This window comes from Streptomyces sp. So13.3 (assembly GCF_005860785.2).
In the GTDB taxonomy this organism is placed as follows: Bacteria; Actinomycetota; Actinomycetes; order Streptomycetales; family Streptomycetaceae; genus Actinacidiphila; species Actinacidiphila fildesensis.
Map to the genome: position 1 here is coordinate 4,431,558 of NZ_CP048835.1, position 20,301 is coordinate 4,451,858.

Below are 20,301 nucleotides of genomic sequence, written 5' to 3' on the forward strand. Positions count from 1 at the left end.
CATGACTGACCTCTCACCTCCCTCGCACCAGGAAACACACCGGCACCACCGAAATTCACACAGCACAATCCGCGGGCAGACACAGACGGAACCTCAAATTCAGCACAACTTTCCCCGTAACGCCGGGTCGGGCCCCAGCACGGGGTGACCCCGGCCCTCCGACACGGCAAACTGGCACGGGACGGGGGGCTGAGCGATCGGCCCCACCCGTCATGCGGACACTGTTCCGGTACGCGATGAACGATAGATATACGCGCGTCGTGCCGATTGACACCGCATCGGCCGGCACGCCTCAGGGGGCAGCATGGACAGCGCGACAGGGCCCGACCGGGGACTGCGGTTCGCAGTTCTCGGTCCGGTACGGGCATGGCGCGACGACCAGCCGATCGTCACCGGGTCGCCGCAGCAGCGGGCGCTCCTGGCCGCGTTGCTGCTGCGCGGCGGCCGGACCGCGACCGCATCCGAACTCCTCGACGCCCTGTGGGGCGAGACGGCACCCACCACCGCGCTGGCCGCGCTGCGCTCGTACGCGTTCCGGCTGCGCAAGGCGCTCGGCGCCGACGCGCTCGTCACCGAATCCGGCGGCTACGCCCTGCATGTGGCGCCCGACGGGCTGGACTTCGCCGCGGCGGAGCGGCTCGCCGCCGAGGCCGAGAAGGCCCGGGGCGCGGGCGACCCGGTCCGGGCCCGCGAGTTGCTCGCGACGGCGCTGGGCATGTGGAACGGCGAACCGCTGGCCGGACTGCCCGGCCCGTACGCGGAGGCCCAGCGCAACCGGCTGGAGGAGTGGCGGCTCACCGTCACCGAGACCCGCCTGGAGTTGGACCTGGAGCTGGCCGCGCACGCCGAGGCCGTCTCCGAACTGACCGCGCTCTCCGCCGAGCAGCCGCTGCGCGAACGGCTGCGCTGCCTGCTGATGCTCGCGCTCTACCGCAGCGGCCGGCAGGCCGAGGCGCTCGGTGTGTACGCCGACACCCGCCGGCTGCTCGCCGACGAGCTGGGCGTCGACCCCTGCGCCGAGCTCAGCGAACTCCACCAGCGGATCCTGGAGGCCGATCCGGGCCTGGCCGCCCCCGCCGGGCCCGGCGCGCACACCGCCGAGGTGGTCCGGCCGGCCCAGCTTCCCGCGACCGTCGCCGACTTCACCGGCCGCGCCGCCTTCGTCCGGGAACTCGGCGCCCAGCTCACCGAGGCCGACAAGGGCGTCATGGCCGTCTCCGCGCTGGCCGGCATCGGCGGCGTCGGCAAGACCACCCTCGCCGTCCATGTCGCCCACGCCGCCCGCGAGGCCTTCCCCGACGGGCAGCTCTACGTCGATCTGCAGGGCACCGACGCCAGGCCCGCGGAACCCGAAGCCGTCCTCGGCTCGTTCCTGCGGGCGCTGGGCCTGTCCGACAGCGCGATCCCCGACTCGCTCGCGGACCGCGCCGCGCTCTACCGCTCCACCCTGGACGGCCGCCGGGTGCTGGCGCTGCTCGACAACGCCCATGACGCCGCCCAGGTCCGGCCGCTGCTGCCCGGCACGCCCGGCTGCGCCGCGCTGATCACCAGCCGGGTCCGGATGGTCGACCTCGCGGGCGCGCATCTCGTCGACCTGGACGTGATGAGCCCCGAGGAGGCGCTGCAGCTCTTCACCCGGATCGTCGGCGAGGAGCGCGTCACCAGCGAGCGCCAGTCCGCGCTCGACGTCGTCGCCGCCTGCGGTTTCCTGCCGCTCGCCATCCGTATCGCCGCCTCCCGGCTGGCCGCGCGCCGCACCTGGACCGTCGCCGTCCTGGCCCGCAAGCTCGCCGACCAGCGCCGCCGCCTCGACGAACTGCGCGCCGGTGACCTGGCCGTCAAGGCCACCTTCGAACTCGGCTACGGCCAGCTCGAACCGCTCCAGGCCCGCGCGTTCCGCCTGCTGTCGCTGCCCGACGGCCCGGACATCTCGCTGGACGCGGCCGCCGCCGTCCTGGACATGGACCCGTACTCGACCGAGGAACTGCTCGAAGCCCTCGTCGACATCAGCCTCATCGAGTCCGCCGCCCCGGCCCGCTACCGCTTCCACGACCTGCTGCGGCTGTACGCCCGCGAGTGCGCCGACCGCGACGAGACCGACGAGGCCCGCTGCCGGGCGCTGTCCCGTCTGCTCGACTTCTACCTCTCCTCCGCCGCGTGCGCGTACGAGCTGGAGAACCCCGGCGACCGCGTCCTCGACCACCTCGCCCCGACCGAACGGACCGGCCTGGCCTTCGGCACCCGCGAAGAGGCCCTGGAATGGCTCTTCTCCGAGGCCCAGGGCCTGCTCGCCGCCGTGCAGCAGGCCGCCGGCGGCGGCTGCGAGGGCCCGATGCGGCGCGCGGTCGACCTGCTGTGGGCGGCCCAGGATCTGATGGAGTCGGGCGTCTACGCGCGGCAGTACGAGCAGGGTGTGCAGGCGCTGGTGACGACGGCGGGCGACTGCGCCGAGCATCTGGTCGAGGGCCGGGCCCGCGTCCTCCTCGGCCAACTCCACCGGCTGTCCGGACAGTTCGTGGCCGCGGACATGGAGGCGCAGCGCTCCTTCATCCTGGGCATGGCCGCCGAGGACCCGCTGACCCGCAGCTACGCCCTCAACCTGCGCGGCGGGATCGCCCTGCAGGGCCACCGCTTCGACGAGTGCGCCGAGTACCACAGCAATGCGCTGGAAGCGTTCCGCGAGGACGGCAACCGGCACGGCGAGGCCGCCGCGCTCAGCAACCTCTCCCGGGCCCAGCTGGAGCTGGGCGACACCGACGCCGCGGTGTCCGCCACCGAGCAGGTCGTGGCGATCTACCGCGGACTGGGCGCCGGCTTCCGGCTCGGCAACGGCCTGTACGCCATGGGCATCGCCCTCACCACGACCGACCGGCTCGACGAGGCGACCGTCTGCCTGACCGAGGCCCTGGGCATCTTCCACGAAGCGCGGCAGCGGTTCTGGGAGGGCATGACGCTCTTCCGGCTCTCCAAGGTCCACCTGGCGGGCGGCCAGTGGCGCCAGTCCGCGTCCCACGCCGAGCAGGCCCTCGTCATCCTCCGCGAGGTCGGCGGCGAATGGCGCACCGCGAACGCCCTCACTGTCCTGGGGCGAGCCCTCGCCGGCTTCGGCCAGACCATCCGCGCCCGCGCCTGCTGGCACGACGCCCTCGGCATCTTCACGGCGCTCGGATCCCCCGAGGCGGACGAGGTCCGACGGCTCATCGACGACCGGTCGTCCCCCGCCGTTGCCATATAATCGCAGGTCACCTCAATCAACGTGCTCGTTTATCTGTTGATTATCTCGGGATGCCAGGATTCCATTCATTGCACGAGCTACCCACCCGGTGGCGCACGGGGGTCGCCACCGGGTGGGTGCAACACAGGACCGACAAAACCTGGGGAGTCCATATGACCACCGAGATCCCGAAGCCAAAGAACGACGGCGGCACGGTCAAGCCGGACAACTGGCACAACGACAGCACGACGGAGCCCATCCCCGACGTCCTCCTCGCCGACGGTGGCCCCGAGACCAAGCCCGACAACTGGCACAACGACTCCGAGCCCGCCAAGTAACAGGCCGGGCCGGCGAATCGGGCCCCGCCCGCTCGGGGGAGCGCCAGGGGTGACCGGGGGGAACCACAAAGCACGGGGAAGCACGGGGGAACGACGGGGGAACGCTCAGGAGCTCGGGGGAGCTCAGGAGCGAACGGGCTCGGGGGAGCCCATGGTCCGGGGGGACCGCACGGGGGAAGCTCAGGGGTTCGGGGGAACTCAGGAGTGCACGGGGCTCGGGGGAGCCCACTGGTGAACGGGTCCGGGGGGACCCGGCACGAATCCGGAGTCCGGGGGGACTCAGCGGAACGATCGGGACCGCACAGGGGGAACGCGAGAGACCGACCATGGCGTGGAGGGGGCGCCGTGGCCGGTCTCTCTTCCTGTGCGGGACCGGCTCTACCGCCGCGAGGGGAGCGGTCGACGTCCGCTTCGCACTTTTGCCCGGCTACGCGGGCGGCGTCCGCGCCGCCCCCCGCAGCTCCGCCTTCATCACTTTGCCGCTCGCGTTCCGCGGCAGTTCCGTCAGGAAGTTCACTTCCCTCGGGACCTTGTAGTTGGCCATTTCGCGGCGGGACCAGGCGATGAGGTCGTCCGCGGAGAGGGTGGAGTCGCGGCGGCGGATGACGTAGGCCTTGCCCACCTCGCCGAGGCGGGGGTCGGGGATGCCGATGACGGCGGCGTCCGTGACGTCGGGGTGGTGGCGCAGGGCCTGTTCTATCTCGGCGGGGTAGGCGTTGAATCCGCCGACGATGAACATGTCCTTGATGCGGTCGGTGATGCGCAGGTTGCCGTCGGCGTCCATGACGCCGACGTCGCCGGTGTGGAGCCAGCCGTCGGCGTCGATCGCGCGTTCCGTCTCGTCGGGGTCCTCGAAATAGCCGCGCATGACGTTGTAGCCGCGGACCAGGACCTCGCCGGGTTCGCCGGGCCCTGCGGACAGGACGCGTACCTCGGTGTCGGGGATGGCGCGCCCCGATGTGGAGGCGATGACTTCGGCGGGGTCGCCCTGGCGGCACATCGTGACCGTGCCGCCGGCCTCGGTGAGGCCGTACGCCGTCAGGACGGTGGCGATCTTCAGCTCGGAGCGCAGCCGTTCCACGAGTTCGAGCGGGACGACGGCGGCGCCGGTGACGACGAGGCGCAACGCGCTCAGGTCGTGTTTGGCGCGGGCCGGGTGGTCGAGGATCGACTGGTGGAGGGTGGGCGGGCCGGGGAGGACGCTGATGCGTTCCGCGGCGATGTTGGCGAGCGCGGTGTCGACGTTGAAGACGGGCTGCGGCACCATCGTGGCGCCGCGCATGAGGCAGGCGATGATGCCCGCCTTGTAGCCGAAGGTGTGGAAGAACGGGTTGATGATCAGGTAGCGGTCGCCCTCGGTGAGGCCGGCCAGTTCGCTCCAGACGCTGTAGACGCGCAGCGTCTGGGCGTGGCTGATGACGGCGCCCTTGGGGTGGCCCGTGGTCCCGGAGGTGAACGTGATGTCCGAGGGGTCGTCCGGGCGCAGCGAGTCCGCCCGGCGGCGCACCGCCTCGCGGGAGACCGTCCCGCCGCCCGCCAGGAAGTCCCGCCAGGTGCGGTAGCCCTCGGGGGCGGTGTCGGAGAGGACGACGACCTCTTGCAGGTGCGGCAGTTCGGCGTCGGCGCGGCGCAGCGAGGCCACGTAGGACGTGCCGAGGAAGGTGCCGGTGACGAAGAGCAGTCTGGCGCGGGTCCGTTCCAGGACGTAGGCCGCCTCGGCGCCCTTGAAGCGGGTGTTGAGGGGGACGAGGACGCCGCCCGCGGACACGGCGCCGAGCGCCGCGACGATCCAGTCGAGCGTGTTGGGCGCCCAGATGGCGACACGGTCGCCGGCTTCGACGCCCGCCGCGATCGTGGCGGCGGCGGCCCGCTCGACGCGCTCACCCAGCTCCGCGTAGCTGATGCGGGTCCGGCCGTCGACGACCGCCTCGCGGTCGCCGTACTGTCGTACCGCCGCTCGTACCAGCCCCGGGATGCTGCCCCAGTCCAGGTCACCGCGCATGATGCTCCCCTCAACGGGCTTACCGACTGCCTGACCACCGCTACCGGAATACCCGGATACCTCTGACCCACCACTACCTGACTACCCGTCAGATTAGCGGTACCCTGACTGGCTGTCAGCAGTGATGACCATGCCGGGAGGTGTCCGTGAGCGCTGCCCTGAAGGACGCGACAGCGATCGTGGGAATAGGCCAGACCCCGTTCGCCAAGAACCTTGTGGAGTCCGAACGCGCCCTGGCCTGCCGCGCGATCATCGCGGCACTCGACGACGCCGGGATAGCACCCGCCGAGGTCGACGGCTTCGCCTCCTACACGATGGAGGAGACCGACGAGGTCGAGGTGGCGAAGTCCATCGGCGCCGGGGACGTCACCTTCTTCTCCAAGGTCGGGTACGGCGGTGGCGGCTCCTGCGCGACGGTGGCGCACCTCGCGGCGGCCGTCGCCACCGGGCAGGCGACCGTGGGCGTGGCCTGGCGGTCCCGCAAACGCGGCAGCGGCAAGCGCCCCTGGACCAACACCGCGGTCCAGCTCCCCACCCCCGGCCAGTGGACCCGGCCCTTCGGGCTGCTGCGTCCCGCCGACGAGATCGGGATGCTCGCCCGCCGCTACATGCACGAGTTCGGCGCGACCCGCGATCACCTGTTCAACGTCGCCCTCGCCTGCCGTAACCGCGCCAACCAGAACCCGGCCGCGATGATGTATGAGCGCCCGCTGACCCGCGAGATGTACATGACGTCCCGCTGGATCAGTGAACCGCTCTGCCTCTTCGACAACTGCCTGGAGACCGACGGGGCGCTGGCCTGCGTCGTCGTCAGCGCCGAGCGCGCCCGCGACTGCCGCCGCAAGCCCGTCTACGTGCACTCCGCCGCCCAGGGCCTGCCCGCCCAGCACCACGGCATGGTCAACTACTGGAACGACGACCCGCTGACCGGCCCGTCCTGGGCCACCGCGCGCCATCTGTGGAAGAACTCCGACCTCACCCCTGAGGACGTCGATGTCGCCCAGATCTACGACGCGTTCACCCCGCTCATCCCGCTCTCCCTGGAGGGCTACGGCTTCTGCGGCCGCGGCGAGGGCGCCGCGTTCACCGAGGGCGGCGCCCTGGAGATCGGTGGCCGGCTCCCCATCAACACCGGCGGCGGCGGGCTCAGCGAGGCGTACGTCCACGGCTTCAACCTCATCAACGAGGGCGTCAAGCAACTGCGCGGCGACTCCACCGCCCAGGTCCCCGACGCCGCGACCTGCCTGGTCACGGCGGGCGAGGGCGTACCGACATCCGCGCTGCTGCTGCGAAGCTGAGGAGCTGACCGCCATGACCGCCCTGCCCACCGAGCCCGCCAGGACCGTCGAGTCCGCCACCGCCACGACCGGCGACGGCCTGCTGCTGCCCGTGCCCGACGACGACGGCGCGCCCTTCTGGGAGTACGCCCGCCGTGGCGAGCTGCGCGTCCAGGCGTGCGCCGCCTGCGGCGTCCTGCGCTTCCCGCCGCGCCCCTGCTGCCCGCACTGCCAGTCCTTCGACAGCGAGTGGCGGCGGATGAGCGGCCGCGGCCGCATCTGGTCGTACGTCTTCCCGCACCCGCCGCTGCTGCCCGCCTACGCGGAACAGGCGCCGTACAACGCGATCGTCGTGGAGCTGCTGGACGCCCCGCGGATCCGTCTGGTCGGCAACCTCGTCACGTCGGCCGACGCCCCGCTCGACTCCGTCGATCCGTCGAGGCTCCGCATCGGCGCCGGGGTGAAGGTCGCCTTCCACGCGATGGCGGACGGAGTCACCGTGCCGCGCTGGCTGCTGGAGCGGCCATGAGCGTCACCTGTACGTCGAAGGACGGCGTCGCCGTCGTCACCCTGGACCGCCCGCGGCGCCTCAACGCGATCGACCTCGACACCGTCACCGAACTCACCGCCTTGTGGCGGGAGTTCCGGATGACCGACGACGTCCGCGCGATCGTCCTCACCGGCGCCGGCGACAAGGCGTTCTGCACCGGGATCGACCGCTCCGTCGACGTCCCGCAGCCGCCGTCCCCGTATTCCATCGACGATCCGCTGCTGCGCCTCGGCCCCAAGTCCAACGACCTGTGGAAGCCGGTCGTCGCGGCCGTCAACGGCATGGCCTGCGGCGGCGCCTTCTATCTCCTGGGCGAGGCCGAGTTCGTCATCGCCGCCGAGCACGCCACCTTCTTCGACCCGCACACGACGTACGGCATGGTCAGCGCCTACGAGTCCGTCCTCATGGCGCAGCGCATGCCGTACGGCGAGGTCATGCGGATGTCGCTGATGGGCACGGCGGAGCGGGTCGGCGCGCGACGGGCCCACGAGACCGGTCTCGTGTCGGAGGTCGTCCCGGCGGACGAGCTGCTCGACGCGGCCCTGCGCGCCGCCGCCGTCATCGCCTCCTACCCGACGGAAGCGGTCCAGGGCACGGTCCGCGCCGTCTGGTCCGCCCGCGAGGCGGCCCGCGCGCACGCACTGGCGCAGGCCCCGCACCTCATCGCGCTCGGGAACCTGCCGCCGGAACGTCAGGCGGGACTGTTCACGTCGCGCAGCGGAGAGTTCCGGGTGCGCTGACGGTCACCCACCCATGAGCTCAGCTGCGGTTGGCGCTCGCGATGACGCAGTCGGTCCACTCCCCGCTCGCGACGCCCGAGTCGAGCGTCCCGATGGCGTCGACCGTCTTCGTCGAGCGGGCCTTCACCAGGGTGCGGGCCAGGGTGGAGCTGCCGATCTGCACGCCCTGCGCGTTCTTCAGGCGCACCACGGCGGAGAAGTAGTACGACTTGGTGCCCCGGCTGTTGTCGATCCGCAGCTGCGACGTGGGCCGCGCGGCGCTGGAACCGGAGCCGTGGCACTGCACGACGGACACCTGGTCGATCGCGGCCGGCAGCCCCGTCGGACTGGCCGAACCGGAGGACGTCGGCGAGCTGGTGCTCCGGCGGTAGGTGCTGGTGGACTGCGGTCGCGGGCTGTACGTCGAATCAGAAGTGGAACCGGAACTCGAGCCCGAGCCGGAACTGGAACCGGAGCCGGAGTTCGAGCTCGAGGAACTGCTGCTGCTGTGACTACTGCTGCAACCGCCCCCCTTGCTGTGGCTCTTGCTCTTGCTCTTGCTCTTGCTCCCGCTGAAACCGGTGAGCGAAAGAACGACGACGGCGAGTACCGCGACAAGGCGCAGTTGACGGAGCTGCAAGGCTGACCATCCCCAGTGGTTGGCAGGAGCGCGTCAGGCTAGCAGCCTCATCGCCCCGCCCGGAGCGCCGCGATCCGCGGCGCCCGGCTCTTCGGCGAGTCCAGGCTGAAGCTGCGGGCGTCGCCCAACTGGTCACGGACGAATGCCTCCGCCGACGCGACGGCGGCCCGCAGTTCCGCGTCCCGCGGCACCCACGGCTGCCGGACGAGCTCCTGCGCCTCCGTGTCGAACTCCCACAGCCCGACCAGCCGCCCCCGGTCCACGATCATGTGCGCGGGCGAGTCCGACAGGGCGCCCAGCGCCTTCGGCCCGGTGAGGTCCGGGCGCCGCGCGTCCGCCGGATCGACCAGCCGCCCGAAGTCGCGGTGCAGCAGATGGATCCCGTCGATGCCCGCGACCAGCGCGTACGAGGGGTCCTTCGGCACGGTGAACCGCGCGTACTCCGCCGCCGTCCCCTCCGTCCACAGCAGGCCGGGCTCGACCTGCGGTCCCGGCCCGCGCGTGGAGCCCCAGATACGGCCCGGACCCGCCCACGGACCGCGCCCACCCGGTACGCCCCAACGTCCCGGCCGCGTCGTCCGCAGCCACCGACCCGTCAAGACCCTGACGGTGCGACCACCAAGCGCGCGGCTTCCCGATGTCCATGCGGCAGCGTCTGCCCCGCGTGGCGAGCTCACGCCGACCGGCATAGCGTGGGCCACACGGGGGCGCCGAGATTGGACGACGCACGATGATCCGCAACGTCTTCGGGTCCCTCATCGCCCTCATCGGAGCGGCGGCCGCCGTCTGGAGCCCCTTCCGTGCCTGGTACGACGGCCGTCACGGCTCCGAGATCCGCATCGAAGACCTCTTCGACGGGATCACCACCGACCGGGCCGCCGTCATGGGCTCCCTGTTCCTCCCCCTGCTCTTCGCCACCCTGATCACCCTCCTGGGGATCCTGCTGCGCTCCCGGCTCCTCGTCGCCTTCTCCGGTGTCCTGGTCCTCGGCTTCACCATCCTGTGGATGGTCCGCCAGGGACTGGCCGCCGGCTCCCTCACCGCGGGCGGCAACGGCCTCGGCATCGGCGTGGCGAACGCCCTCGGCGGCGGCATCCTGCTCCTGATCGGCGCCGCCACCATGTCCGGCCGCCACCACCCGCACTACGGCACCCCACCGCCCCACCCCATCGACACCGTCGCCCCCGTCGAGCCCGTGGAAACTCCCCCCACCTGGCCGACCCCGCCCGAGACCCCACCCGAACCGGCCGAACCCCCACTCGAGGACACCCGGACAGCAACCTGGATCCCACCGGAGCACCGACCGACACCGGAACGTCCGGACTAGGACGGCAGGGGTTGGAACGCGAGGTGCCCGGGGCCGGAGGGGTGGGGGTTCGAAATGCTGCCGAGCTATTTGTGGGCCGCCAGGCCCGTAAATAGTCGATTTCGAACCGCCGCCCCGCAGGACCCGGGCACCGGAACCACGAACAAACCCGCAACCGCTAAGGCCGCCTCGCAGCAGCGCCCGTTCCCTTCACCGCGTCCAGTGCGTAGACGCAGCGGTCCTTGCTGCACGCGTACACGACCCCGTCCGCCGCCACCGGCGACCCCGTGATCTCGCCGCCCGTTTCGAGCTTCCAGCGCAGCTGGCCGCCCCCGGCGTCCACCGTGTACAGGCAGTGGTCCTTCGAGCCGAAGTGGACGCGTCCGTCCGCCACGACCGGCGATCCGACGATCTCGCCCTGGGCGGCGAAGCGCCACTTCGGATTGCCGGTGACGGCGTCGAGCGTGTAGAGCGCGCTGCCCGCGCCCAGGAGCACGTCGCCGCCGGCGACGAGCACCGGTTCGAGGGACTGCCGGGGCTCCGTGGCGACGCGCCAGCGGTCGCGGCCGGTGTGCGGGTCGAGGGCGTAGACCGTGCCGAGGTGGTCGGCGATGTAGATGCCGCCGCCCGCCGCGCCGGCGCCCGGAACGTGGGCCGGCGGCCCGAACATGACGGCGGGGGCGTCGAAGCGCCAGCGCTCCGCCCCGGACCTGGCGTCGAGGGCGAGGACACGCGTGCCCGCGGTGACGTAGACGATGCCGTCGGCCACGACCGGCCGCGTCGGGACGCTGCCGGTCGCGCCGGGGACGCCGGACGCCCCGACCGGGTAGGACCAGCGCTCGGCGCCGGACCCGGCGTCGATGGCGTAGAAGCGGCCGCCGCCCTGGAAGTAGACGGTGCCGGCGGCGATCGAGGGCCCCGACTCGGGGGACTCGAACTCGGTCTGCGCGCCGCCGCGCTCCCAGCGCAGCAGTCCGCGGTCGGCGTCCCAGGCCTGGACGCCGCCGCCCCGCGTGCCGGTGACGACCGTGCCGTGTTCGGCGCGCAGCGAGTAGATCCAGCCCTCGACGCCGGTGCGCCAGAGGTCGCCGCCGTCGGCCGTGTCGAGGGCGTAGAGGCTCGGTCCGTCGGAGGCGTGGATGCGGCCGTCGGCGACGGCCATCGTCCAGGCGACGTCGCGGGTCTTGAACTGCCGCCGCCCGCTGGCGATGTCGAGCGCGTGCACCTCGAAGGAGGTGACGTACAGGCGCCCGTCGGAGACGACGGGCGTGCCCCACACGTCGTTGGACATACGGAAGCGCCAGGGCCGCCACTCCCCCGGCGGGGCCGGCGGCTGGAGCTGCTGCACGGGGAGCGCGCCGGGCCCGTTGGCCCGGTGGGAGCCACCGCGCCGCACCCAGTCCGTGCCGGGGGCGCCCTCCGGCGGTCGCGCACCGTGGTCGGCGTCCGCGACGCGCAGGCCCGGCCCTATCGGAGCGGAACCGGCCAGCCGGACGGGCCCGTGGGTGTGCGGCTCGGACACGGCACCACCTCGCCCGCCGACCGGCGCGTTCAGACCACCGGCGTTCCGACCACCAGGGTTCGGACCGCCCGCGTTCAGACCACCGGGGCCGTTGTTCAGCCCGCCGGGACCGTTGAAACCGCCGGGACCGTTCAGCCCACCGGCGCCGCCGGGGCCCTGTCGGCCGTCCACACCGTGCCGGCCGTGCCCGACCGGTTCGGGGTCCGGGGTGCGCGGCGGCACGGGAGGCCGTGGCGGCGGTGCGGTGCCGGCGTTGACGGCGACGGCCGGCCGCCCGCTGCGGCGCTGCTCTATCAGCGCGACCGCCCCGGGCGGCAGCCACGCGGACGCCGTACCCGTGTCGTCGCTGCCGGTGGAGAACAGATGCGGGGCGAGCTGGGCCTGGAGCTCCGCGGGCGTGGGCCGCTGGTCGGCTTCCATCCGCATGCAGGACTCGATGAGGGGCCGCAGCTCGCTCGGCAGACCCGCCAGGTCCGGGCCCTCGCGGAGCAGCATGAAGACCGTCTCGACGGGGTTCGCGCCGTGGAAGGGGGCGTGCCCCGTCGCGGCGAACACCAGCGTCGAGCCGAGCGAGAACACGTCGCTGGCGCCGCGCACGCTGCGCGAGTCGCGGGCCTGCTCGGGCGACATGTAGGCGGGGGTGCCGACGGCGACGTTCGTCATGGTCAGCCGGGTGTTGGACACCCCGCTGGCGATACCGAAGTCGATCACCCGGGGCCCGTCCTCGACGACCAGGACGTTGGACGGCTTCATGTCACGGTGCACGAGCCCCGCGCCGTGGATGGACTGCAGCGCCTCGGCGACGCCGGCGGCGAGCCAGCGGACGGCCTGGGCGGGCATCGGCCCGGCCTCGTTGATGATCTCTTCGAGGGAGGGGGCGGGGACGTACGCGGTGGCCAGCCATGGCACGGCCGCGCGCGCGTCCGCGTCCACGACGGCGGCCGTGTAGAAGCCGCTGACCGCGCGGGCCGCCTCGACCTCACGGCTGAAGCGGACCCGGAACAGCTGGTCCTCGGCGAGCTCGGCGCGCACCGTCTTGATCGCGACCCGGCGGCCGGAGGCCGACCTGGCGAGATAGACCAGCCCCATGCCGCCGGCACCGAGCCGGGCCAGCACCTCGAAAGGGCCGATCCGTCGCGGGTCGTGCTGCGTCAGCTGCTCCACCGGTGCCCGTCCCTCCCCGTGGGGTGTTCCCCATATGGAAGCTGATTCTTCCTGGCGGAGGGTCCAGTTGCGAACCCGGGGGCGTAACGACACGACATCTGTCGATTCTGTCGGTACGGACCCCCGGTCCTGACCGCTGTGAACAGAGGGCTGACCGGAGCCGGAAGCGACCCGGAACCGGGCCCGAACCGGGCCGGAACCAGGCCCGAACCAGGCAAAACCCGGGCCGGGGCTCCGTGGGGCGGGCTGTCGCGTCATCCACGGCGGACCGGAGTGCGGCCGGCCGCGAACCGACTCATCAAAGAAGTCGGGACGGCGTGTCGCGGGCCCTGTTCGTCACGCCAAGGACGACGAATACGGCACTTCGGCCACTATTCGAACATATGCGCCCTTCCTGGGCCCCGCAGAGCACTGCCCACAGAAGTTATCCACAGGCTGTTGATAAGATGATTCGCTCGAATGGCGGACCGGGGACAGACCGGAGGCGGACCGGGGACGATCAGGCGCGGCAGCGCCGGGGCCGACCGGAAAGCCTGCCGGACCAACGTCCCCCGCATCGCATCCGACGCCGTCGGGACCGCATTCGACGCAGTCGGGACCGCACCCGGAATCCGGTCGAACCCATTTGCACGAGGCCGAATCGCGCGCTGATCACCCGCCGGTAAACTGACGGCATGACAGGACAAGTTCGCACCGTCGACGGCCGTGTTGCCGGTCGTCGAGGTCAGGCGACGCGGCAGAAGCTGCTCGACTGCCTCGGCGAGATGCTCAGCACCTCGCCGTACCGGGACGTCAAGGTCATTGACGTGGCCCGGATGGCGGGCACCTCCCCCGCAACGTTCTACCAGTACTTCCCCGACGTCGAGGGCGCGGTCCTCGAACTCGCCGAGGAAATGGCCAAGGAAGGAGCGAGCCTCACCGACCTGGTCGCCGGACGCTCCTGGATCGGCAAGTCCGGCGCCCTGGCGGCGGAGGAACTGGTCGACGGCTTCCTCTCCTTCTGGCGGAAGAACGACGCGATTCTGCGCGTCGTCGACCTCGGAGCGGCAGAAGGGGACAAGCGGTTCTACAAGATCCGCATGAAGATCCTCAACGCCGTCACCAACTCGCTCACGGATTCCATCAAGGATCTGCAGAGCAAGGGCAAGGTCGACAAGGAGGTCAGCCCGGCCGCCATGGCCGGCTCACTGGTCGCCATGCTGGCCGCCGTCGCGTCGCACCAGAAGGGGTTCACCAGCTGGGGCGTGAAACAGGCCGAGTTGAAGCCGAACCTCGCACTGCTGGTGCATCTCGGCGTCACCGGAAAGAAGCCCGTCAAGTAACTCATCAGGCCCCAAGCGGCCCTTGGCGCGCTCCTGTTCATGTGTCCATCCGTCCTGCCACGTCACGCCCAACGCGGGCGCCGTCCGGTCCTCGGGGGAGGTAGCCGGTACGGCGCCCGCGTTTTCGTACGTGCGGATGCCATGGCTCGATACGTCGTCGGTGGTCAGTCCGCCGCCGGTTCCTCACCGCGCGGTACGAGACGGAAGAGCCGGATCTGCCGGTCCACGCGTGCCGCGTAGGACGCGTAGGGCGGCCAGAACTTCAGGACCGCCGCCCAGGCCGCCTCGCGCTCGGCCCCTTCGAGGAGCCGGGCGACGACGAGCAGGTCCTTCCCCTTCCAGTTGATCTCCGCATCCGGATGCCTGATCAGATTGCCGGTCCACGCCGGGTGGTCGGTCCGCCCGAAGTTGCTGCCGATGAGGACGAACGTGCCGCCGTCCTCGGGCATGCACGCCAACGGCGTACGGCGCGGCTGCCCGCTCTTCGCGCCGGTCGCCGTCAGGACGACGCCGGGTAGCATCTGGGCGCTGAGCAGCACCTTTCCCTTCGTCAGCCGGTGCACCACCTTGTCCATGGCCGGGACGACGTACGGCGCGACCTTCGCGAAGCCGCGGGTGGACGACACCTTCTGGACGAGTGGCTTCGAACGTTCCATCAGCGTCTTCTTCATGCCGCGCTCCCGGCGGCCGTCGACTCAGCGGCGGGTTCCACGATCGGAGCGGCCGGAGCCGTCGCAACCACGGGAACCACGGGAACCGCCGGCCCGAAGAGCCCCGCCCGGTCCGCGGCGCGGGCGCGCAGCAGGTGTACCGGGCCGAAGAGCAGCTCGTCGGACGCGGCGCGCTTGAAGTACAGGTGCGCGTGGTGCTCCCAGGTGAAGCCGACGCCGCCGTGCAGCTGGATCGCCTCACCCGCGACGGACCGCAGGGCCTCCAGGGCTTGTGCGAGCGCGAGCGGCCCGGCGACCGGCAGGTCGCCCTCGGAGGCGGCGGCCGCCCAGGCGGCGTAGTAGGCGGCGGAGCGCGCCGCCTGGACCTGGACGTAGAGGTCGGCGAGCCGGTGCTTGACCGCCTGGAAGGAGCCGACGGGACGTCCGAACTGCTCTCTGACCTGCACGTACTCCACGGTTGAGGCGAGCGCCTGGTCCGCGGCGCCGACCGCCTCCGCGGCGAGCGCGGCGGCGGCGAGTTCACCTGCCCGGGCGAGCGCGGGCCCCGGGTCGGCCGCTTCGTCGCCGCCGAGCGGCACGGCGGCGACGTCGCGCAGCTCGATGCGGGCCTCGGGGCGGGTCTCGTCGAGCGCGGTGAGGCGGGTGCGTACGACGCCGGCCGCGTCGCCGTCGACGAGGAAGAGCCGGGTGCGGGCGGCCGCGTAGCCGCCCGCGTGGGCGGCGACGAGCAGCAGGCCTGCGCTGTGCCCGCCCAGTACCTGGTCGGCCTGCCCGTAGAGCCGCCAGCCGGCCCCGTCCGGATCCTGGCGGGCCTGGATGCCGCCGGCGCGGCCGCCGCCCGCCCAGCTGCCGTCGTTCGGGCCGGTCAGGCCCAGGGCCGTGCCGAGGCCGCCCGGCAGCGCGAGCGCCACCGTGACGGCGCCGGCGGCGATCCTGGGCAGCAGGTCGGCGCGCTGCTGCTCGGTGCCGAGGTCGGCGATGAGCGGAGCGGCCAGCACCGCGGTGCTGAACAGGGGCGACGGCAGCAGCGTGCGGCCCGCCTCCTCGCAGGCCAGCACCAGTTCGGTCGGCCCGCAACCGGCGCCGCCGTACTCCGTCGGCAGCCCGAGTCCCGGCAGGCCGAGCTGTTCGGCGAGCTGGCGCCACAGGGGCTCGTCGTATCCCGCGGTGGTACCGACCGCGGCCTTGACCTCGTCCGGCCCGCAGCGTTTCTGCAGTACCTCTCGCAGGGTGCGCCGGATCTCGTCCTGCTCCTCGGTGAACGCGGCATCCATCGGCGGGCTCCTCACAGGCTAATCTGACGGTCCGTCATCTTAGGGAGCGGCAGTCCAGATGCACAGGGCCGGGGAGCACCCATTCCCGACCGGGCATGATGTCCGGCATGAGCCAGAACTCCAGCCAGGACGGCAAGACCCCGCGCCCGAAGCCGCAGCGCCCGCGCAGCACCACGCTGCGCTTCCTCTCCCCAGGGCCGGACACGTCGACGACACAGCTCAAGGTCTACATCGCGATCTGGGCCGCGCTGCTGGTCCTGTGGATCAGCGCACAGTTCTGGATGAGCGACATCTCGGGCTTCCAGCGGGTGCTGTACATCCTGCTCGCGCTCGTCGCCCTGACGCAGATGTCCTCGGCGGCCGCCCAGCTGCGCAAGAGGCGCTGAGGCACCACCCCTCCCTATCGCCCCCTCTCGCCGCCCCCTCGCCGCATCCCCTGTTCCGGGCTTCCGAATCTGATGTACCGTCAGATTCATGGCTGCTGCTGCTCGCAAGGTCGCCATCGTCGGCGTGGCGCTGTCCGACTGCGGACGGGTCGACGAGGCCACCCCGTACGCCCTCCACGCCCAGGCCGCCCGCCGGGCGCTGGCCGACTCCGGGCTCGACCGGTCGGTCGTCGACGGCCTCGCCTCGGCCGGTCTCGGGATCCTCGCGCCCGTCGAGGTCGCCGAATACCTCGGCCTGCGCCCCACCTGGGTGGATTCCACCGCCGTCGGCGGCTCCACCTGGGAGGTCATGGCCGCGCACGCCGCCGAGGCGATAGCCGCCGGCCACGCCAACGCCGTCCTGCTCGTCTACGGCTCCACCGCGCGCGCCGACATCAAGGCGAAGCGGCGCACCGCGAACCTCTCCTTCGGCGCCCGCGGCCCGCTGCAGTTCGAGGTCCCGTACGGCCACACCCTGATCTCCAAGTACGCGATGGCCGCGCGCCGCCACATGCACCAGTACGGCACGACGCCGGAGCAGCTCGCCGAGGTCGCCGTGCAGGCCCGCGCCAACGCCGCCCGCAACCCCGACGCGATGTACCGCACCCCGATCACCGTCGACGAGGTGCTGTCCGGGCCGATGATCGCCGACCCGTTCACCAAGCTGCACTGCTGCATCCGCTCCGACGGCGGCGGCGCGGTGCTGCTGGCCGCCGAGGAGTACGTGGCGGACACGGCGAAGACCCCCGTCTGGATCCTCGGCTCGGGCACCTCGGTCTCGCACACCACGATGTCCGAATGGGAGGACTTCACGGTCTCCCCTGCGGCGGTCTCGGGCCGGCTCGCCTTCGAGCGGGCCGGGGTGACCCCCGCCGACATCGACCTCGCCGAGATCTACGACGCCTTCACGTACATGACGCTCGTGACGCTGGAGGACCTCGGTTTCTGCGCCAAGGGCGAGGGCGGCGCCTTCGTCGAGAAGGGCCGGCTCACGATCGACGGCGATCTGCCCGTCAACACCGACGGTGGCGGCCTGTCCGCCTGCCACCCCGGGATGCGCGGTCTGTTCCTGCTCATCGAGGCCGTCCGGCAGCTGCGCGGCGAGGCGGGCGACCGGCAGGTGCGCAAGTCCGGCGGACGGCTGCCACGGCTGGCCGTCGCCTCCGGGACCGGCGGCTGGTTCTGCTCCTCGGGAACGGTGATCCTCGAACGCGGCTAGGGCGTGCGGTGGCCGGGCCGGACGGAGTGGCCGGACCGGGAGCATTTGTCCCGTCGGTCAGGTTGTAGCGTCGGTCGGATTGCCTCGCCGGTCGGAAGAATCATGAAGATCGAAGATCACGAAAGGCCTCTTCGCGGCGGGCGTGAGTACGCTGGCCCGGTCAGTGGATCTACCGGCGGCCCGGAGAGGGGTATCGCGTGGTCAAGCGCTTCGCCCTACCCCTGGCCTGCACGCTCGTGCTGACCGCCGCCGCGCTGTGGACGCCGTGGGCCAGCCCGCAGCCGAGCGCCCGGGAGGGCTGGACGAACCAGGCCGCGGCCCAGTTCTGGACCCCGGAGCGGATGGCGAACGCCATGCCGCAGACCGCTCCGTTCGGGCCGGAGGAGCTGCCCCTCCCCAACGCGAACGTCAGCACCACCATCGCCCCGGCCGGGGCCGCCCGGCACATCAGCGGTATCCCGACCGTCGGCGTGCTCTTCTCCGTCGACGAGTCGGCCGAGGCCCACTTCTGCTCGGCGAGCGTCGTCCACAGCCCGTCCCGCAGCCTCCTGCTGACCGCCGCGCACTGCGAGGCGGGCACGGACGTCGTCTTCGTCCCCGACTACGTCAAGGGCTCGAAGACCCAGCCGTACGGGACCTGGGCCGTCGACCAAGTCTTCACCGACCCGCGGTGGGCGGACTACGACACCGGATCCGACTACGACTTCGCCTTCGCGCGGGTGAAGAAGAACGACCAGGGCCGGAGCATCGAGGACATCACCGGCGCCAACGTCCTGGCCCGGACACCCGGCTGGACCAACAAGGTCACCGTGATCGGCTACCCCGGCGAGGCCTTCGACCCGACGGGCCGGGCGATCAGCTGCACGACGGCCACCTCCCGGCTGTCCGGCCTGCGCCAGCTGCAGATGGACTGCGGCGGCTACTACGACGGCACGTCCGGCAGCCCCTGGCTGCTGGACTTCGACCCGAAGACGAAGACCGGCAAGGTCATCGGCCTGGTGGGCGGCCTGGACGGCGGCGGCCCGGACGACAGCGTCTCGTACAGCCCGCTCTTCGAGGACGCCCTCTTCACGCTCTACCGGACGGCGGGCGGCTGAGGGACCTGCCCGGCGCCCGCCGGCTGGTCGGCCAGGGCCGTCCCGTGTTCCGGCCGGACACGACATCGTGGTCGGGGCGCGCGACGCGGGCAGGGCGGCCGGCCTCGCGGCCCGGCTCGGCGCCCGCGCAGGCACGCTCGCGGACGCCGCCGAGCACGGTGAGACGGTGCTCGCCGCGCTTCCGCACGCCGCGACGAGCGACGTGATCACATCGCTCGCCGACCCGCTCGCGGGACGAGCGGTGATCGCTGCTCGAACCCGATCGTTCCGGGGCCCGACGGCCTCGTGCTCACCACCGACGGCGGCCCGTCCGCGGCCCGCCGGATCGCGGCCGCGGCACCCGGCGCACACGTGGTCAAGGTGTTCAACCTGTGCGCTGCCGGGGTGTGGGCCGCACCCACGGAAGGCCTGGCCGTCCCCCTGTGCGGGGACGACGCGCACGCCCTCGCCCTGGTGCGCACCCTCGTGACCGACCTGCGCGCGGTCCCCCTGGACGCGGGCGGCCTGGACCGTGCCGGCTACCTGGAGGCCACCGCCGCGTTCGTGATCGGCATATGGTTCGCCGGCGGCGACCCACGCACGGTCCTGCCACCCCTGGAACACTCAACTCACTGAGCAGGCAGCGGGGTACCGGAGGCAGGAGATGTATCGGGTGCGGCGGGTGCGAAGACGGCGACGGCCGGAGCGTGGGAACTAGCCCGTGCCTCCGGGTTGGCTTCTTCGGTGCGGAAGCGTACGTGCAGGTCCATGCCGATCCGCAGGGCGGACGCTTCGCAGTCGACGACCTCCGTCATCATCCGCGGGCCCTCGGCGAGATCGACGACGGCGGCGACGTACGGCACCCGGGTGCCGAAGGGCGGCAGGTCGTTGAGGTGGACGACCGACCAGGTGTAGAGCGTGGCGCGGCCGCTCGCCTGCTCCCAGGCGACGTCCTCGCTCCAGCAGGACGGGCAGAACTCGCGCGGATAGTGGTGCGCGGTCCCGCAGGCGGCGCAGCGCCGGATCAACAGCCGGCCGTCGGCGGCGGCCTCCCAGTACGGGCGGGTGAAGGCGTCGATGTCGGGAAGGTCGAAGCGCTGCGCCGTCACAGGAACAGCCCCCACAGGTTGTCGAGCGACCAGGCCTGCCAGCTCATCGCGAAGAGCGCGACGAGCGATATCAGCGCCATCATGGCGTTCTGGCCCTGCTCGGCCCAGTCGTGGATCATCAGGACGAGATAGAGCAGGTTGAGGAGCAGCCCGCCGACGAGCGCCACCGGTGTCAGCAGGCCGACCGTCAGACCCAGCCCGAGCGCCAGCTCGGCGTACACGACGATGTACGCCATCAGCTTGGGCCGTGGCGCGACGACGGTGGTGAAGCCGCCCTGCACAAAGCTCCAGCGGTGTTTGTCCGCGACGCTCTTGGCCCAGGCGATGCCGGTGCCGCGCTCGAACCAGCCCTTCTTGTCCTTGTGCCGCCAGCTCTCCAGCCACCACAGACCGAGGCCTATGCGCAGCACGGCGAGCCATTCGGCTCCGGTGAGCCAGATCGTCTGCATCGTGGGCCTCCCTCTCGAAATCTG

The 20,301-nt window shown here is 71.9% G+C and carries 19 protein-coding genes and 1 pseudogene; 12 read left to right on the forward strand and 8 right to left on the reverse strand.

Annotated elements, in window-relative coordinates:
• The first annotated feature begins 304 nt into the window (after window positions 1-304).
• Together C8250_RS19890 and C8250_RS19895 are read left to right on the forward strand one after the other, a co-directional pair.
• The gene (locus tag C8250_RS19890; protein WP_138353575.1) at window positions 305-3,235 is read left to right on the forward strand and encodes a BTAD domain-containing putative transcriptional regulator; all 2,931 of its coding nucleotides are present in this window, start codon (window positions 305-307) and stop codon (window positions 3,233-3,235) included.
• A 152-nt stretch (window positions 3,236-3,387) separates the two neighbouring features.
• Window positions 3,388-3,552 (forward strand): hypothetical protein, encoded by a 165-nt coding sequence (locus C8250_RS19895; RefSeq protein ID WP_164294336.1) that lies wholly within the window; start codon window positions 3,388-3,390, stop codon window positions 3,550-3,552.
• Between the two features lie 427 nt (window positions 3,553-3,979).
• Here C8250_RS19895 and C8250_RS19900 read toward each other — a convergent pair whose 3' ends face one another.
• Entirely contained in the window at window positions 3,980-5,554 is a 1,575-nt protein-coding gene (locus C8250_RS19900) for a FadD3 family acyl-CoA ligase (RefSeq protein ID WP_138353574.1), read from the reverse strand.
• 146 nt (window positions 5,555-5,700) lie between these two features.
• Here C8250_RS19900 and C8250_RS19905 point away from each other — a divergent pair, with 146 nt between their 5' ends.
• The 3 genes from C8250_RS19905 to C8250_RS19915 are packed head-to-tail and all read left to right on the forward strand — an operon-like array spanning window position 5,701 to window position 8,121.
• On the forward strand, window positions 5,701-6,852 hold the full coding sequence (locus tag C8250_RS19905; RefSeq protein ID WP_138353573.1) for a lipid-transfer protein: 1,152 nt from the start codon (window positions 5,701-5,703) through the stop codon (window positions 6,850-6,852).
• 13 nt (window positions 6,853-6,865) lie between these two features.
• Window positions 6,866-7,360 carry an OB-fold domain-containing protein gene (locus C8250_RS19910; protein ID WP_138353572.1) on the forward strand — a complete coding sequence of 165 codons (495 nt, stop codon included), beginning with the start codon at window positions 6,866-6,868 and terminating at the stop codon, window positions 7,358-7,360.
• Window positions 7,357-8,121: an enoyl-CoA hydratase/isomerase family protein gene (locus tag C8250_RS19915; protein ID WP_138353571.1), complete on the forward strand. Its 765-nt coding sequence runs from the start codon at window positions 7,357-7,359 to the stop codon at window positions 8,119-8,121. Before C8250_RS19910 ends, C8250_RS19915 begins: the two co-directional genes overlap by 4 nt.
• Before the next feature lie 19 nt (window positions 8,122-8,140).
• On the opposite strand, the gene C8250_RS19920 is transcribed toward C8250_RS19915, so the two are convergent.
• On the reverse strand, window positions 8,141-8,740 hold the full coding sequence (locus tag C8250_RS19920) for a hypothetical protein (protein WP_187144912.1): 600 nt from the start codon (window positions 8,738-8,740) through the stop codon (window positions 8,141-8,143).
• Window positions 8,741-8,787: 47 nt separating this feature from the next.
• Complete coding sequence (locus C8250_RS19925; RefSeq protein ID WP_138353569.1) at window positions 8,788-9,339, reverse strand: hypothetical protein; 552 nt, start codon at window positions 9,337-9,339, stop codon at window positions 8,788-8,790.
• Between the two features lie 131 nt (window positions 9,340-9,470).
• Here C8250_RS19925 and C8250_RS19930 point away from each other — a divergent pair, with 131 nt between their 5' ends.
• Window positions 9,471-10,067, forward strand: a complete 597-nt coding sequence (locus C8250_RS19930; RefSeq protein WP_187144913.1) for a hypothetical protein — start codon at window positions 9,471-9,473, stop codon at window positions 10,065-10,067.
• 157 nt (window positions 10,068-10,224) lie between these two features.
• On the opposite strand, the gene C8250_RS19935 is transcribed toward C8250_RS19930, so the two are convergent.
• Entirely contained in the window at window positions 10,225-12,732 is a 2,508-nt protein-coding gene (locus tag C8250_RS19935; protein WP_138353568.1) for a serine/threonine-protein kinase, read from the reverse strand.
• Between the two features lie 674 nt (window positions 12,733-13,406).
• Here C8250_RS19935 and C8250_RS19940 point away from each other — a divergent pair.
• Window positions 13,407-14,054 (forward strand): TetR family transcriptional regulator, encoded by a 648-nt coding sequence (locus C8250_RS19940; RefSeq protein ID WP_138353567.1) that lies wholly within the window; start codon window positions 13,407-13,409, stop codon window positions 14,052-14,054.
• A 164-nt stretch (window positions 14,055-14,218) separates the two neighbouring features.
• On the opposite strand, the gene C8250_RS19945 is transcribed toward C8250_RS19940, so the two are convergent.
• Both C8250_RS19945 and C8250_RS19950 read right to left on the reverse strand, forming a co-directional pair.
• Complete coding sequence (locus C8250_RS19945; RefSeq protein WP_232485315.1) at window positions 14,219-14,725, reverse strand: nitroreductase family deazaflavin-dependent oxidoreductase; 507 nt, start codon at window positions 14,723-14,725, stop codon at window positions 14,219-14,221.
• Window positions 14,722-15,999: an acyl-CoA dehydrogenase family protein gene (locus C8250_RS19950; RefSeq protein ID WP_138353566.1), complete on the reverse strand. Its 1,278-nt coding sequence runs from the start codon at window positions 15,997-15,999 to the stop codon at window positions 14,722-14,724. Before C8250_RS19950 ends, C8250_RS19945 begins: the two co-directional genes overlap by 4 nt.
• A gap of 107 nt (window positions 16,000-16,106) precedes the next feature.
• Between C8250_RS19950 and C8250_RS19955 the strand changes: the two genes are divergently transcribed.
• The 5 genes and pseudogenes from C8250_RS19955 (at window position 16,107) to C8250_RS44860 (ending at window position 19,355) form a co-directional block, all read left to right on the forward strand.
• Window positions 16,107-16,385 carry a hypothetical protein gene (locus C8250_RS19955; protein WP_138353565.1) on the forward strand — a complete coding sequence of 93 codons (279 nt, stop codon included), beginning with the start codon at window positions 16,107-16,109 and terminating at the stop codon, window positions 16,383-16,385.
• Between the two features lie 88 nt (window positions 16,386-16,473).
• A complete protein-coding gene (locus C8250_RS19960) occupies window positions 16,474-17,643 on the forward strand; it encodes an acetyl-CoA acetyltransferase (RefSeq protein ID WP_138353564.1) in 1,170 nt (389 codons plus the stop codon).
• Window positions 17,644-17,840: 197 nt separating this feature from the next.
• A complete protein-coding gene (locus C8250_RS19965; RefSeq protein ID WP_244809211.1) occupies window positions 17,841-18,740 on the forward strand; it encodes a trypsin-like serine protease in 900 nt (299 codons plus the stop codon).
• A gap of 67 nt (window positions 18,741-18,807) precedes the next feature.
• A pseudogene (locus C8250_RS44855) lies at window positions 18,808-18,927 on the forward strand (NADP oxidoreductase); the annotation flags it as partial.
• 98 nt (window positions 18,928-19,025) lie between these two features.
• Window positions 19,026-19,355 carry a hypothetical protein gene (locus C8250_RS44860; protein ID WP_346268808.1) on the forward strand — a complete coding sequence of 110 codons (330 nt, stop codon included), beginning with the start codon at window positions 19,026-19,028 and terminating at the stop codon, window positions 19,353-19,355.
• Here the strand turns inward: C8250_RS44860 and C8250_RS19975 are convergent.
• Window positions 19,349-19,828, reverse strand: a complete 480-nt coding sequence (locus tag C8250_RS19975) for a Zn-ribbon domain-containing OB-fold protein (protein ID WP_138353563.1) — start codon at window positions 19,826-19,828, stop codon at window positions 19,349-19,351. The genes C8250_RS44860 and C8250_RS19975 overlap by 7 nt on opposite strands.
• Window positions 19,825-20,277 carry a DoxX family protein gene (locus tag C8250_RS19980; protein WP_138353562.1) on the reverse strand — a complete coding sequence of 151 codons (453 nt, stop codon included), beginning with the start codon at window positions 20,275-20,277 and terminating at the stop codon, window positions 19,825-19,827. The genes C8250_RS19975 and C8250_RS19980 overlap by 4 nt, the downstream gene beginning before the upstream one ends.
• Window positions 20,278-20,301: the final 24 nt, after the last annotated feature.

Coding starts and splice junctions, on each gene's coding strand:
- C8250_RS19915 (WP_138353571.1), top strand. CDS start 7,357: ATGAGCGTCACCTGTACGTCGAAGGACGGCGTCGCCGTCGTCACCCTG.
- C8250_RS19890 (WP_138353575.1), top strand. CDS start 305: ATGGACAGCGCGACAGGGCCCGACCGGGGACTGCGGTTCGCAGTTCTC.
- C8250_RS19950 (WP_138353566.1), bottom strand. CDS start 15,999: ATGGATGCCGCGTTCACCGAGGAGCAGGACGAGATCCGGCGCACCCTG.
- C8250_RS19940 (WP_138353567.1), top strand. CDS start 13,407: ATGACAGGACAAGTTCGCACCGTCGACGGCCGTGTTGCCGGTCGTCGA.
- C8250_RS19930 (WP_187144913.1), top strand. CDS start 9,471: ATGATCCGCAACGTCTTCGGGTCCCTCATCGCCCTCATCGGAGCGGCG.
- C8250_RS19910 (WP_138353572.1), top strand. CDS start 6,866: ATGACCGCCCTGCCCACCGAGCCCGCCAGGACCGTCGAGTCCGCCACC.
- C8250_RS19945 (WP_232485315.1), bottom strand. CDS start 14,725: ATGAAGAAGACGCTGATGGAACGTTCGAAGCCACTCGTCCAGAAGGTG.
- C8250_RS19980 (WP_138353562.1), bottom strand. CDS start 20,277: ATGCAGACGATCTGGCTCACCGGAGCCGAATGGCTCGCCGTGCTGCGC.
- C8250_RS19895 (WP_164294336.1), top strand. CDS start 3,388: ATGACCACCGAGATCCCGAAGCCAAAGAACGACGGCGGCACGGTCAAG.
- C8250_RS19955 (WP_138353565.1), top strand. CDS start 16,107: ATGAGCCAGAACTCCAGCCAGGACGGCAAGACCCCGCGCCCGAAGCCG.
- C8250_RS19900 (WP_138353574.1), bottom strand. CDS start 5,554: ATGCGCGGTGACCTGGACTGGGGCAGCATCCCGGGGCTGGTACGAGCG.
- C8250_RS19960 (WP_138353564.1), top strand. CDS start 16,474: ATGGCTGCTGCTGCTCGCAAGGTCGCCATCGTCGGCGTGGCGCTGTCC.